Here is a 13,796-nt window from a genome sequence, read left to right as displayed (position 1 = left end):
CCGGGTCACATAATGAATTCTGTACGATAACGTCGCGGCAGGATCGCCAGAAGCAAAACTCCGCGAATTGACAGAAACAGGTTGAGAGCCAGCCAAAGCCCGTGATTGCCCATCACGGGCTTTGCCGCATAAAGAACTGCGAGAAAAAAGCCGAGCGACAGGAACATCATGTTGCGCATGTCGCGCGACCATGTGGCGCCGATGTAAACCCCGTCCATATGGAAGGCCAGCAGTCCCGTCATGCCTGTCAGCGCCGCCCAGGGCAGGTATTTCAAGGCTTCAGCGTGAACGTCTTCCGCCTTGGACAGTAGCCCGATGATCGCATCGCCAAACACCAGCAGGAAAAAGGCAATGAGGCTGGCCATGACCAGCCCCCAGACGAAAGTGAGTTTGGCGCCGCGCACGAACGCAGGACTGTAGCGCGCGCCAATAGACCGTCCGACGATCTGTTCAGCGGCTGCCGCCATGCCGTCCAGGAAGAAACCGGCGATGAGAAAGAAGTTCATCAAGACGGCATTGGCCGCCAGTGTGACCGGGCCAAGATCGGACCCCGCCCGCGTGAAGAACGCGAAGGCCGTGAGAAGCAGGAAGGAGCGGATCATGATGTCGCGATTGACCGCGAACATGCGCAGGATTCCTTGCTTCTGGAATATCCGCGCCCGGTCCGGACGCAGCGACGCATCCTTTCGGAAATGCCGCAGCACGATGAACATGCCGACGAGAGCGGCAACCGTCTCGCCGGTCACGGTCGCCCAGGCAACGCCAGTAACGCCCCAGCCCCATTCGAGACCCAGGATAATGCAGAGCACGATATTGATGCCGTTGAGGAGCACCTGAAGGCCGAGACCGACAATACCCTGTCCACGTCCAAGAACCAGCCCGAGGATTGAATAGTTGATGAGCGCAACCGGCGCCGACAACATGCGGATCGACACATAGGTCGCCATTGCTTCCTGCGTTGCAGACGTCGGATGCATGAAGGTGGACGAGACGCCGATGATGATCGGCAGGCACAGTATCATCAGGCTGCCGGCAATGACCGCGATGATGATTGCCCGCCAGAAGATCGCCTGCTCTTCCACGGCGTCTTCCGCACCCATGGCCTGTGCAACCAGTCCGGTCGTGCCGGAACGCAGGAAATTGAATATCGACAGCAGGAAATCGAAGACCAGCGCGCCAATCGCCAGCCCCCCGATCAACTCGGCCTGTCCCATCTGGCCGACGACGCCCATATCGACAAGTCCGAGAAGCGGCGTGGTGATCGCAGCAAGCGTCATAGGAATGGCGATCAACATCACCATCCTGTGTGTTACTTCGAACGGCCTTGTTGCGCCACCACGCTGCAGCGACTGATCCATGATGCTTGTCCCGAATATTCCCCTCAGATCAAAACGATCTACTCTGGAATCAATCGAAACTACAGATAATTCGGCCACCGCATTGTCGCAGTTCCTGACAACCGACTGTCAGGAGAATGAGGGATCAAAGTCCGAGCATCATGGCCCAATATATATAAGTTGGTTTGTTTTCTGGTGTTGCCCAGGCGAGACCATAATGCTCGAAGGTCGGATCGAGCATGTTCTTGCGATGGCCGGCCGATTTCATCCAGGCATCGAAGACGGCCTGTGTACTGCGCTGTCCCGATGCGACATTCTCTGCCGCCGGACCCCGTATACCTGCCTGCCGCAGTCGCGCCACGAAACCATTGCCCCAACCGACGCTATGGCCGATCTTTCCATAACCCGCCATCCGCCTGGCCTGGTAAAGCGCGGCTTGCTCCAGCTTGGAATCCGTCGCCATCAAAGGCAGTCCGTTTGCCTTTCGAATAGCGTTGAAAATCGCGGTGGGATCGTCGTCACCTGCCGCCCATGCCGCCTTCCACGGCATTGCCGACATCGCCAGCGCGCCCCCGGCAAGGATCAGAAAGCCCCGCCGGTTGAGTGTTAAACCTTGTTTTTGCTGCATGCCTGTCTGAGCTACCCAGTTACCGAATTGATTTCATTTCCGGTAGCTGAGGATACGGAGCAAAATAAAGGCAGGAATGACGACTGCAGCGCCAAGAATGAGATAATCGACAAAGCCTGCAATTGCCGAAAAGCCCATATTCCAAAGGCGGAGGAAGAAATCGCGGATGCCATACAAGATGTCATAGGGCGTCCAGTGAAATGCGCTCATGACCACGCCAACCACCAGCGAAATCAGCACCAGCTTGATCAGAACGCGGGCCGGGGTATCGCCAAGAAAACGGTTTACACCATCCGACATGCAAATCTCCTGTGTGGTTATTGGTTAGAACGGATGCTCTTAAGTGGAAACGTCATCCCGCTCTAAGCTTTTGTTTGAGCATGATTCCGAAAACCGGTTCCCACTTTTCGGAATCATGCTTTAAAGCGACAGATTCTTCGCGCAAGAAATAGGCTCTCCGTACAGCCTGCGCAAGTTCTGCCCTTGCTCAGCGCTGCTTGCGATACTCGCGCGGGGCTTTCTGCTTCTGGCGCGAGAACGACCGGTTCATGCTGCGCGTATCGGTAAAGCCACTTGCAACAGCCACTTCCAACAGTGACAGGCTTGTCTCCGACAAGAGTTCCTTGGCCTTCTTAACCCGAAGCTCTTCGCGGACCTCGAACGCCGTCCGCTCAAGGGCGAGCTTGAAGCCACGTTCCATCTGACGGACGGAAATTCCCAATCGGCGCGCCACATCAATCATTGGCACCGGGTCTTCCAGCGTTTCCTCGAAAATGCGGATTGCCTTGCGGATCATCGGCGACCGCACGCCGTTGAAGCTCAGCGCCGGTTGTTCGGAACGCACAAGCTCATAAGGGATCATAAGGATGGACGCACTCTTGCGCGCCAGTTCCTCCGAAATCTCGTTCTGTATGATGGACAGCGCCAATGACGCCGTGCCAAGCCCGCCCGCACAGGTGAAGTGCCTGCCGCTACGATGGAACAGGCTCGTCGTATCGGCTGTATATCCGTCGAAAAGCTCCAGAAAATCGTCGCGATGGAACCAGCTGACGCAGCAATTGCGGTCCGGCAGAAGGTCTGCTTCCGCCAGCAGAAAGGCAGCCGTGCAAAGGCCCACCACTGTCTTGCCGCGCCGGTCCGCACGCTTGATGAGATCGACCAGCGCCTGCTGTCTGGGCCGATATTGCGCAAGCAACCCGCCGACGACTGCCACATAATCACAATCGTCGAGTTCGCCTATGGGAGCGGTCGGCTCGATCACCATGCCCGAGCTGGAGGTGACAGGGTCTCCTGACAGCGTGCATATTTTCCACGCACAGCGTATCTGACGGCTCTTGTCGCGATCATCGGCGGCAAGGCGGAAGGGATCGAGGAAAAGGCTGAGTGCACTCAGCGTAAAACCGGGCAAAGCAACAATGCCCACCGACAGCCTCCGTTGCGGGGCATCTGTTGCGGCTTGAAGCTTCTTGTCCCGATCCCGTTCAGTTCCGTTCGTCACGTCGACCTTGCTCCTCCACCAGAATTATATTTGCTTGGAGGAGGCTATTATAGTCAACGAAAATGCTTGGAAAGCTTCAACTGCTGCGCCTGATAGTTGGAGCCGAGATCGACGCCATAAAGTGCAGATGGGCGATGCAGCATATGTTCGTAAACCAGCCGCCCGACGATCTGCCCATGTTCCAGAATGAATGGAACCTCGTGGCTGCGGACTTCCAGAACGGCGCGACTTCCGGTTCCGCCCGCAGCGCTGTGCCCGAAGCCCGGATCGAAGAAGCCGGCATAATGAACGCGGAATTCGCCGACCAGCGGATCGAAGGGCGTCATTTCAGCCGCATAGAGCGGCGGGACATGCACTGCCTCGCGCGAAACGAGAATATAGAATTCATCCGGGTCAAGCACGAGTTCGCGCGAACCCCGATCATAGATCGGCTCCCAGAAATCAAGGATGTCGTGCGCCGCACGCTTGTCCACATCCACCACAGCCGTATGGTGCTTGCCGCGATAGCCAATCAGCCGCTCAGGACCACCTGAAAGATCAACCGACAGCGCAATGCCACCGCCGGAGATGTTCGGCATTTCCGCTGCGACCAGCGTTTCGGCCTTGTGCAATGCAGCAAGTTCCGCCTCGTCAAGCTGGGCACGTCCCTTGCGGAAACGTATCTGCGACAGGCGCGATCCCGTACGCACGACGATAGGAAATGTGCGCGGGCTGACTTCCAGATAAAGCGGACCGTTGTATCCGGCAGGCACCTTATCGAATTCCTGCGCTCCGTCGGCGATGACGCGGGTGAAGATATCAAGGCGGCCCGTTGAACTTTTCGGATTTGCCGACGCGGAAAGATCAGGCGACAGCGCCAGGCTTTCGAGAAGCGGAACGATGTAAACGCAGCCCGTTTCCAGAACGGCTCCCGCCGTCAGGTCGATCTCGTGCAGTTTTAACCGTTCCAGCTTTTCGATGACCGGCGTCCCGGGTCCCGGCATGAAGGAAGCGCGAACACGATAGGCTTTTGCGCCCAGCCTCAGGTCAAGGCTCGCGGGCTGTATCTGGTCGGGATCAAGGGCGCGCGGAGACGCCAGCAAACCGCTTTCAAACAGCGCGGAAATATCCGCGTCCGCCAGAATTCCAGCATCTTTCTGCGTCATCGACCCGACACTCCGTAGCCTCAAGCATGTCGTACTTTGTCGTAATCAGGCGACATGCTTTAATCTCTTGTTTTCACGCAGGTCTGCCGAAACCGGTTCCCGATTTCGAAAGACGTGCTCTAGGCATTGCTTGACAAAGACCATTGACCGCTCGGGGCCTCAATGCCAACCCTTCCAACCGCTAGAAACCGGGTTTTCCGCAGGAATCAGAGTATTTTCATGGCGCCCCGGATGCGCTTTTCGAGAAATGCGTTGGTTTCGGCATTGACGGCTCCGCGCAACAGGCATAATGGAAAACTGTTCCGTGGTGATTTGGCCGGCCGGCTTGCAGCCACGTTAAAGAATTCGCTAAAAAAGGCCGCGGTTCGTTACCGGCCTTTTGCGTTTTCGCAAGGCCGGTTTTTTATTGGCCGCCGAGGCTCAACATCCTGCCCCGGCCGACCAGCTTTTCGACAGGTTGGAAAAATGACGACTGAGAATACCCGCAAATTTCGCCCTGCAACCGAACTCGTGCATGCCGGATCGCTTCGCTCCGGATTTGCCGAAATGTCGGAAGCGATGTTTCTGACGCAGGGCTTCCTTTATCCCAATGCCGAAGCCGCAGAAGCGCGGTTCAAGGGCGAGGACCCGGGTTTCATCTATTCGCGTTACGCCAACCCGACCACCGACATGTTTGAAAAGCGCATGTGCGCGCTGGAAGGCGCGGAAGAAGCACGCGCCACCGCCTCCGGCATGGCTGCGGTCGCAGCAGCCATTCTCTGTCAGGTGCAGGCCGGGGATCACGTGATTTCGGCTCGCGCCGTCTTCGGCTCCTGTCGCTACATCGTCGAGACGATCTTGCCGAAATACGGCGTCGAAATCTCGATCATCGATGGTTCCAACATCGAAAACTGGAAAGCGGCTGTTCGCCCGAACACCAAGGTGATGTTCCTTGAAAGCCCGTCCAACCCGACGCTCGAAATCATCGACATTGCTGCCGTCGCCCAGGTCGCCAACGAAGCAGGCGCCAAACTGATCGTCGACAATGTTTTCGCAACCCCGCTATTCCAGAAGCCGCTGGAGCTCGGTGCGCATATCGTCGTTTATTCTGCGACGAAGCACATTGACGGTCAGGGGCGCTGCCTTGGCGGCGTGGTCCTCTCCGACCGCGAATGGATTGAAAATACCCTGCAGGATTATTTCCGTCACACGGGCCCGGGCCTTAGCCCATTCAACGCGTGGATCATGCTGAAAGGCCTTGAAACACTGTCCGTGCGTGTACGCCAGCAGACGCTGTCGGCGGCAGCGGTTGCCGACTTCCTCGCAGGCAAGCCGGGCGTGAAGCGCGTGATCTATCCGGGTCGGGCGGACCATCCGCAGGCCGACATCATCGCCAGGCAGATGACCGGTGGCTCAACCCTCATCGCTCTGGAGCTGGAAGGCGGCAAGGAGGCAGCGTTCAAGTTCCAGAACGCCTTGCAGGTCTTCAGCATCTCCAACAATCTGGGCGACGCAAAAAGCCTTATTACCCACCCGGCAACCACGACGCACAAGAACCTTACCGACGAGGCCAAGGCCGAACTGGGTATTTCGGACGGCCTGCTTCGGATATCGCTTGGCCTTGAGGATACGGACGACCTTGTGGAAGACGTGGAAGCAGCGTTTAAGGTCGCGCGCTGAACAGCTGCTTCCCACATTGTGGCATTTAGGCTGCAAACGGAGGCGTAAACGATGCAATTGCCGGAGATTTCGGCAATTGCATCGTATTTTCTGCCCCACATTGTTGACCCTCCCGCAACTTTAGCGATAGGAGGGGCGAAAAGCGGCGTCCGTAAACCGAACCGACGAACCGTTGAGTAGACAGCATCATTGCGATCCGGATTGCAGGGTGCCAGGGCCGATGTGAATGTAGGGCGGTGCGCATGTATAGAGCGGTAACGCGGGGGATCGAGGTTTCTGTCGAGCCTTTCTATCTGGAAGATCAGTCGGACCCCGACGAAAACCGTTATGTCTGGGGTTATCGTATAACGATCGCCAACAATTCGACGGAAACCGTACAACTTCGCTCGCGTTACTGGCAGATTACCGACGCAAACGGGCACGTCGAAGAGGTGCGCGGCGCGGGTGTGGTTGGCGAACAGCCGACACTTGAGCCCGGCGATTCATTTCAATATTCCTCGGGCTGCCCGTTAACCACCACATCCGGTGTCATGGTCGGACGGTATCAGATGCAGGGTAATGGCGGCAGCATGTTCGAAGTCGATATCCCCGCCTTCTCGCTTGACATGCCGGACCTGCGACGCACCTTGAATTGAAGATATCCCAGCATTTTGCGAAGGCAGATGACGAACAGAACACAACTCCGTTCTTTGCCTTTTCAGGAAGCCGCCGCTCTGCTCGGAGAAAAGCGCGCTCGATTTTCAACAGGGCGCGCAATCCGGCGCCCGGTGAGAAAGTTTTTAAACGCGTTCGATCAGAAAATAAGTCGTTGGTCCCGGTGGGTTCGGCAGAACAGAAGCATTGTTCCAAAGCTCGACATTGAGTCCATCCGTTCCGTCACCCGTAATCGCCGGAGGCTGCACCACGCCATCCAGTCCGACCGGGGACAAGCGCCAGGCCGTGTTGATCGGCATCTTGAACCAGACATGCCCAACCTTGATCTGCACCGGCAAGGTGCCGAAGCTACTGACAGTCTTTTCTTCGTTGTCGGCGAATACCATGTCGGTATTACGTGCATCCGTGGCGAAGATCAGCAATAGCTTGCTGCTGTCCGCTACCCTCTCGCCATCGAGCGAAGAAACAGCCAGCATGCCCGCCCCGGAAGCTGCACCGACCCAGAGTTGCCCGAGTTGTACCGGTTGGGTGATCGATGAGAATGCAAGTGCTTCCGTATGCTGCGTGACAACCCGCATCTGTTTGGCCGCACTATCAAGCCTGATCTCTCCGGTATCGCTGACATATATCCCCGATGCTGCATCGCTTGGATTTGTCGCAGCCAGAACTCCATGGCTCCGCAGGAATGCGATGGCGTCCGCACGGGTGCTAATCTGGCGAGGGGAACCGACCGTCACAGCGTCCGGTGCGAACGGAGCATCCCCTTGGGCGAAACGAGACATCAGCGACATGATCGTCACCGCATCCGGTTCCTGCATGTCCAGCCCCGCCAGATTTCCGACATCCTGTATCTGCGCCACCACACGATGCAACGCCTTTGCAACGTCTCCACGGCGGAAGAGCAGCGCCGACAGGGTTTCGCCGGCACGGGCAACGGGATCAAGTGCCGTGCGGTAAGGACGGATATACTGTTCGTTAAAATCGCTACCGCCATAGCCAAGGACAAGTGCTCCATTGCTATGCCGGCACAGAATATCCCAGTCCTGCAGAGCGGCATAAGCCGGCATTGCAAGCCCCGCCTCGTAGCGATGCCTGTTCCAGAAAACGTGATCATACTCCGTCATCACAAATGGCTTTGCTGCCAGACGTGTCGCAGCCGCATTGCGGACGTAGGCCACCGCGCCGTCAAACGAACTGGTCTGGAATATCGGCCCCGTCATATTGTCGTTCGGATCATGATAAGTATTCATCGCCACCGCCTGTTGATTGCGGCGTGTGAGCGTGGTCTGGATGCCATATCCGTTATTATAGGGTGCTATGATACCCCTGAAGCCCATCGCATAAATGCAGTCGCTCATTTTCTTCGCCGTCTCGGTTTCAACCGACACGCAGAAACTTGCAAAATCGCGCAGCCGTTTGGACGCAGCATAGCGGTTTGAAGGCAAGGCAACTGTGGCGTTTTCAATTTGCTCGCTACCCAGCAACTCGCCGCCCCAGGCAGCCTGCAAGGCAGCCGTGGTACCATATTGCTCCTCCAGCCAAGCATTGAACGGCCGCTTCAATTCCGCCAACGCCTGGAGGTCGCCGTTGGCGTAAACCCACGAGTTGAACACCAATCCATTCTCATTGAACGGCACGACCATCGCCATAGCCGGGTCTTCGAAAGGCACAAGCCCGGTATAGGGATTGACCGTCCCGAAGATATCGACTTGAAAGCGCAGCCAATGGCCGAAAGCCGCATTCTCAACATGCGTCTTGAGTTTCAGCCGGCCTTCCGTTCCCCAGCGGTCCGTTACGCCGCCCAACGCGCCAGCATTCGATGTGAGGCCATCGACGACCCAGTATATGCCGTTCTGTTTCAACGCGGCCATGTAGTAGCGGAACCGATCAAGAATATCCTGTCGGTATTCGAAATCCTGAAGCTGCCCCTCCATCAAAGCGATGTCGAGAAAATGGAACCGTGCGCAATTATATCCATGACGACGCAGCTGAACAGCCATCCTGTCCGCTGTCACATGGTCGGGAATAGTTGCAATGGCTCCGCACAGCAGCCGATATGGAACGGCCGGATTGCTCTGCAAGGCGATGTGACCGTCCGAATTGACGATGAGCCGTCGCTCCTCGTCAATCGGCGGATTTGATAGGAATGTCGAAAAATCGAGCGGACTGCCAGCCTCGATCTCGAGATTCTGCTGGGTAACCGGTATCCAAATGTCGGGCATATCGTATCTCCACAATTGACTGGTGGAGAATAAAAGCCTGCCCGAACACGGGGATAAATTCCTACTAATTATCTACGCCTCAGCTCCCGAACTCTGCCGAATCAAACGAATAGATTTTCGAGCAAAATTCGCAAGTTACGGAAATCTTTCCGTTTTCCGCGCTTTCTGCAATTTCCTCGGCCGTGAAGCCTGACAGCACGCCGGAAATTTTCTCTCGCGAGCACGAGCATTCGTCCAGCACAGGCACAGATTCGAACACACGCACACCGCGTTCATGGAACAGCCGGTAAAGCAGCCGCTCCGAGCCGACTTGCGGGTCCGTCAGTTCCGAACTTTCAATCGTACCCACCAGCGAGCGAGCCTCGTCCCACGCGTCATCTTCCGGATGGTAGGCGGCCTCGGCTCCGTCCTCGTCGCCACCCGGCAAATCGGGGATGCGCGCGCGCAATTCGGATTCCGGCAGGAATTGAATAATCAGTCCGCCAGCCCGCCACTGTTCGACAGGTTTTCCGTCGGCGCCACGCTCGACAAGCTTGGCGACACTCAGTTTGAGGTCGGTTGGAATCTGTTCCGACTGACGGAAATAGGTCGTAGCGATTTCTTCCAGCGTCGAACCATCCAGCGCGACGATGCCTTGATAGCGCTGGGTGTAAGCACCCTGGTCGACTGTGAAGGCCAGCGTTCCCCGTCCCAGCAGTTCCTCCGGCTTCGTCTTGTTTGCGGCAACCGCTTCCTTCAGGCGCTCCGCGTCAAAACGTGCATAGGCACGGACTGAACGCGGCGTGCGGAAATCCACCACCAGCATGTCGACGGGACCGTCGGACTGCGTCTGGAAGATAAACTTGCCTTCGAATTTGAGCGAGGTGCCGAGCAATACGGTCAGAACCGTTGCTTCCCCCAGCAAACGGGCCACTTCTTCGGGATAGTCATGGCGTTTCAGAATGCCGTCGATGCTCGGGCCGAGCTGAACCGCGCGACCGCGAACGTCGAGCCCCTCCACCTGGAAGGGCACGACAGCGTCATCGCCTGCGAAGTCGAAATCGCCCAGATTGACGTGGATGTTCTCGACTTCGATATGCTCGTTGCTGGTCTTGTCAGCCAAATTATGCTCCCAAATCGCGGCCTTGCAGGCACCACGCCAGAATGGCTTTCTGGGCATGGAGCCTGTTTTCCGCTTCGTCGAATACGACCGATTGCGGTCCATCGATCACTTCATCCGTCACTTCCTCGCCGCGATGGGCGGGCAGGCAGTGCATGAAAAGCGCCTTTGGATCAGCTTTTGCCATCAGTCGCGCATTGACCTGATAGGGCATGAAAACGTTGTGGCCGCGAGCATGATCTTCCTGCCCCATCGAAACCCACGTGTCGGTCACGATGCAATCCGCACCGCTCGCCGCCCGTTCCGGATCGGTGGTGGACATGATGTTCGCGCCGTTCGCCTTCGCCCAATCGACATAGTGCGACTTGGGTTCGCTGCCTTCCGGCGTTGCGATATTGACGTTGAAATCAAAACGCGCCGCAGCTTCGACCAGCGAGTGGAGGACGTTGTTGCCGTCCCCCATCCAGGCAAAGGTCTTGCCTTTGATCGGGCCGCGATGTTCCTCATATGTAAGAACGTCGGCCATGATTTGACAAGGGTGCGTGTCATCCGTCAGTGCATTGATGACCGGAACGGTCGCATATTCCGCAAGTTCGAGCATCCGGTCATGCGATGTGGTGCGGATCATGATCGCATCGACATAGCGCGACAGGACCTTCGCCGTGTCGGCGATGGTTTCGCTGCGCCCGAGCTGCATTTCCGAGCCGGTCAGCATGATTGTTTCGCCGCCCAGCTGGCGCATGCCGACATCGAAGGACACGCGCGTACGGGTGGAGGGCTTTTCAAAGATCATCGCAAGCACCTTGCCTGCGAATGGCTTCTCCATTTCTCCAGCCTTGAGGCGCGCCTTGCGTGCCTTGGCGTCTTCCATGATCGCACGAAGCTCCGATGCAGGTACAGCGGAGAGGTCGATAAAGTGTTTGATCCCGTTATCGTTAGCCATGATATCACGCTGTCTTACTGGTCGGATTTGCAGTTGCGAGCCGTTCGACCGCCATTTCGATGCGCTTCAATGCTTCGCGCGCTTCTTCGGGCGTCGTGATCAGCGGCGGAAGCAGACGGACGACATTGTCGCCGGCCCCGACGCTCAAGAAATGCTCGTCACGGAGAGCCTGAATGAGACTGGTATTCGGCACGACGCACTTGATACCGATCAACAGGCCACGACCACGCACTTCCGAAACGACGTCCGGGTAGCGGTCGATGATGGAGGCGAGCCCCTGTTTCATGACCAGAGCGGTAGCCTGGACGTTCTCGAGGAAGCCATCGGCCAGCACAACATCAAGAACCGCATTGCCTACAGCCATGGCCAGCGGGTTGCCGCCGTAGGTCGTGCCGTGAACACCCGCCGTCATGCCTTTGGCAGCTTCGGCAGTTGCGAGGCAGGCGCCCATCGGGAAGCCGCCGCCGATACCCTTGGCGACCGCCATGATGTCCGGCTTGATACCGGCCCATTCATGCGCGAACAGCTTGCCGGTGCGACCGACGCCGGTCTGCACTTCGTCAAGGATCAGCAGAAGGCCCTTCTCATCGCAGACCTGGCGCAGCATGCGCATGAATTCTTCCGGGAAACCGCGCAGACCGCCTTCGCCCTGAACGGGTTCAAGCAGGATACCGGCGGTCTCGTCGGTGATGGCGGCGCGCAATGCCGCCTCATCGCCGAACGGCACCTGATCGAAACCATCGACCTTCGGGCCGAAACCTTCGAGATACTTGGCCTGACCGCCCGCGGCAATTGTGGCCAGGGTGCGGCCGTGGAAAGCCCCCTCAAAAGTCACAATGCGGAAGCGTTCCGGATGGCCGCTCACATAATGATAGCGGCGTGCGGTCTTGATCGCGCACTCGAGTGCTTCAGCGCCGGAATTGGTGAAAAAGACCTTGTCGGCGAAAGTGCTTTCGACAAGACGCCGCCCCAGCTTTTCCTGCGCCGGAATTTCATAAACGTTGGACAGATGCCAGAGCTTGTCCGCCTGCGCCTTCAGCGTTTCCACCAGATGCGGATGCGAATGACCAAGCGAGTTCACAGCAATGCCCGCCGCGAAATCGAGATAACGTTCACCGCTTTCGGTAATAAGCCAGATGCCCTCACCTCGCTCGAAGCGCAGAGCCGCACGATTATAGGTGTCGTAAAGCGGTTGCACGGTCGTAGCGTCGGTCATAGCATCAGGCCTCCAAAGCCCATATTAGCAGCTTGCCCAGCTGCGCCGGCAAAGCTGTGTTTTCCCATAAACAGTCCTCAGGCACCCGAAACGGTTCCCACCTTTCGACGAGCGCCCAACACCCCATTCCAAGCCGTCACGAAACTACGAGGAGACATGAGAGGAATGGGCTCAGACCCATGCTTCCTAGCCTGAGCCTTCGGTAGAAATAAAAAACCGCCCTCTGGGCGGCATATTTATCTCGCGCGTATATTGGCGTTCGCAGAAAAAATGTCAATCAAAGCAAGCGAGGTTTGAGGGCCATCTTTCGACATGAGTTCATGCATTTTCGCGCTCTTGCCGCACTCCGGCATCGAAGGTGGCTTTACGTAGACACCCATACTATATAGTGAATGGCCTTTCCCTGGCTGAGACTGCCAGACGACGTTGCTCATTCCGCAAGTCCGCGATGTTCCATCCTGAAACAATCCGGGTTTTCAGTTCTGAAGCAATTGCGTGCAAAATTTCGGGGCGGATCAAATAAAAACCGTCTTTGGCACCCAAGTTGGGGAAAACCGTAAAAATGGAATCCGCCTGACAAGGCTATCCCTTGTCATGGAGTCGTTGGATATTGTAGTTTCTTTTTAGAGATTAAAGCTACATTTCGTGCGGCGGACCTAGTCACCCGGATAGATATGGTGTTTTTGCTCGGAGCGATCCGAGAACACTGCCGGATTCCGGATAACGAAAATGATTGGAGCCCAGGGCGATGAACTGGACAGACGAACGCGTCGAACTACTGAAGAAACTGTGGAGCGAGGGCTTGAGCGCGAGCCAGATCGCAGCGCAGCTTGGCGGCGTCAGCCGTAATGCAGTGATCGGCAAAGTGCACCGTTTGAAGCTTTCGGGCCGTGGCAAGACCACGACCGCTGCTCCGCGCAGCAAGAAAGTCAATACGGTTGCCGCATCGCCACGTCCTGCAGCACAACATTCAACCGGCGTACATACGACGACGATGCGCACGGCCACGGTGACCAAGACGGTCGGCGCGACGGCCCTCCAGGTGGACTATGCCGTGGACGTTGTTGCGGAAACAGTGGTCAAGCCCGCTTCCGACGTGGTGGTGCCTATTTCCCGCAGGCTCTCGCTGTTGCAGTTGAGCGAACGCACCTGCAAGTGGCCGATCGGCGACCCGCTGAACGAAGACTTCCATTTCTGCGGCCATGAATCCGGTGAATCGAGCCCATATTGCAGCTACCATTCGCGTCTGGCTTTTCAGCCGACCGCAGAGCGTCGCCGGGCACGCTGATTTAAGGAAAGTATGGGAATAAGGGAGTGTGTCGAACGTGTTCGGCAGCTCCCTTTTTCTATTTCAGCATTTCCGCAAGATCCGAACTAAAAAACACATATGCGACT

12 protein-coding genes and 1 riboswitch are annotated in these 13,796 nt (G+C 57.1%); of the genes, 3 read left to right on the top strand and 9 right to left on the bottom strand.

What is annotated here, in order from left to right:
• Positions 1 to 5: 5 nt before the first annotated feature.
• The 5 genes from ACOWVS_RS07010 to ACOWVS_RS06990 all read right to left on the bottom strand — a co-directional run bounded on the left by ACOWVS_RS07010 (position 6) and on the right by ACOWVS_RS06990 (position 4,608).
• Complete coding sequence (locus ACOWVS_RS07010; protein WP_021586252.1) at positions 6 to 1,358, bottom strand: MATE family efflux transporter; 1,353 nt, start codon at positions 1,356 to 1,358, stop codon at positions 6 to 8.
• A gap of 124 nt (positions 1,359 to 1,482) precedes the next feature.
• Positions 1,483 to 1,965, bottom strand: a complete 483-nt coding sequence (locus ACOWVS_RS07005) for a CAP domain-containing protein (protein ID WP_021586253.1) — start codon at positions 1,963 to 1,965, stop codon at positions 1,483 to 1,485.
• A gap of 33 nt (positions 1,966 to 1,998) precedes the next feature.
• Entirely contained in the window at positions 1,999 to 2,265 is a 267-nt protein-coding gene (locus ACOWVS_RS07000) for a DUF6460 domain-containing protein (RefSeq protein WP_006466052.1), read from the bottom strand.
• Positions 2,266 to 2,452: 187 nt separating this feature from the next.
• Positions 2,453 to 3,463 carry a GlxA family transcriptional regulator gene (locus tag ACOWVS_RS06995; RefSeq protein ID WP_006466051.1) on the bottom strand — a complete coding sequence of 337 codons (1,011 nt, stop codon included), beginning with the start codon at positions 3,461 to 3,463 and terminating at the stop codon, positions 2,453 to 2,455.
• Between the two features lie 53 nt (positions 3,464 to 3,516).
• Entirely contained in the window at positions 3,517 to 4,608 is a 1,092-nt protein-coding gene (locus tag ACOWVS_RS06990) for a 2'-deoxycytidine 5'-triphosphate deaminase (protein WP_021586255.1), read from the bottom strand.
• A gap of 294 nt (positions 4,609 to 4,902) precedes the next feature.
• Positions 4,903 to 4,982, top strand: a riboswitch (SAM riboswitch).
• Positions 4,983 to 5,073: 91 nt separating this feature from the next.
• Between ACOWVS_RS06990 and ACOWVS_RS06985 the strand changes: the two genes are divergently transcribed.
• Complete coding sequence (locus tag ACOWVS_RS06985; protein ID WP_075041776.1) at positions 5,074 to 6,267, top strand: O-succinylhomoserine sulfhydrylase; 1,194 nt, start codon at positions 5,074 to 5,076, stop codon at positions 6,265 to 6,267.
• Between the two features lie 242 nt (positions 6,268 to 6,509).
• The gene (gene apaG / locus ACOWVS_RS06980; RefSeq protein WP_006471061.1) at positions 6,510 to 6,902 is read left to right on the top strand and encodes a Co2+/Mg2+ efflux protein ApaG; all 393 of its coding nucleotides are present in this window, start codon (positions 6,510 to 6,512) and stop codon (positions 6,900 to 6,902) included.
• Between the two features lie 144 nt (positions 6,903 to 7,046).
• Here apaG and ACOWVS_RS06975 read toward each other — a convergent pair whose 3' ends face one another.
• The 4 genes from ACOWVS_RS06975 to ACOWVS_RS06960 form a co-directional block, all read right to left on the bottom strand.
• Entirely contained in the window at positions 7,047 to 9,143 is a 2,097-nt protein-coding gene (locus ACOWVS_RS06975) for a hypothetical protein (protein ID WP_021586257.1), read from the bottom strand.
• 79 nt (positions 9,144 to 9,222) lie between these two features.
• Positions 9,223 to 10,245 (bottom strand): Hsp33 family molecular chaperone, encoded by a 1,023-nt coding sequence (locus ACOWVS_RS06970; RefSeq protein ID WP_021586258.1) that lies wholly within the window; start codon positions 10,243 to 10,245, stop codon positions 9,223 to 9,225.
• A 1-nt stretch (position 10,246) separates the two neighbouring features.
• A complete protein-coding gene (argF, locus tag ACOWVS_RS06965) occupies positions 10,247 to 11,185 on the bottom strand; it encodes an ornithine carbamoyltransferase (RefSeq protein ID WP_025089714.1) in 939 nt (312 codons plus the stop codon).
• Between the two features lie 4 nt (positions 11,186 to 11,189).
• Entirely contained in the window at positions 11,190 to 12,401 is a 1,212-nt protein-coding gene (locus ACOWVS_RS06960) for an aspartate aminotransferase family protein (RefSeq protein WP_021586260.1), read from the bottom strand.
• Positions 12,402 to 13,149: 748 nt separating this feature from the next.
• Here ACOWVS_RS06960 and ACOWVS_RS06955 point away from each other — a divergent pair.
• Complete coding sequence (locus tag ACOWVS_RS06955; protein ID WP_021586262.1) at positions 13,150 to 13,689, top strand: GcrA family cell cycle regulator; 540 nt, start codon at positions 13,150 to 13,152, stop codon at positions 13,687 to 13,689.
• Positions 13,690 to 13,796 lie beyond the last annotated feature (107 nt).

Origin of the sequence: Brucella sp. IR068 (assembly GCF_049065885.1) — a bacterium.
GTDB classification, from domain to species: domain Bacteria; phylum Pseudomonadota; class Alphaproteobacteria; order Rhizobiales; family Rhizobiaceae; genus Brucella; species Brucella intermedia.
This window is presented reverse-complemented; position numbering and strand designations above follow the sequence as displayed.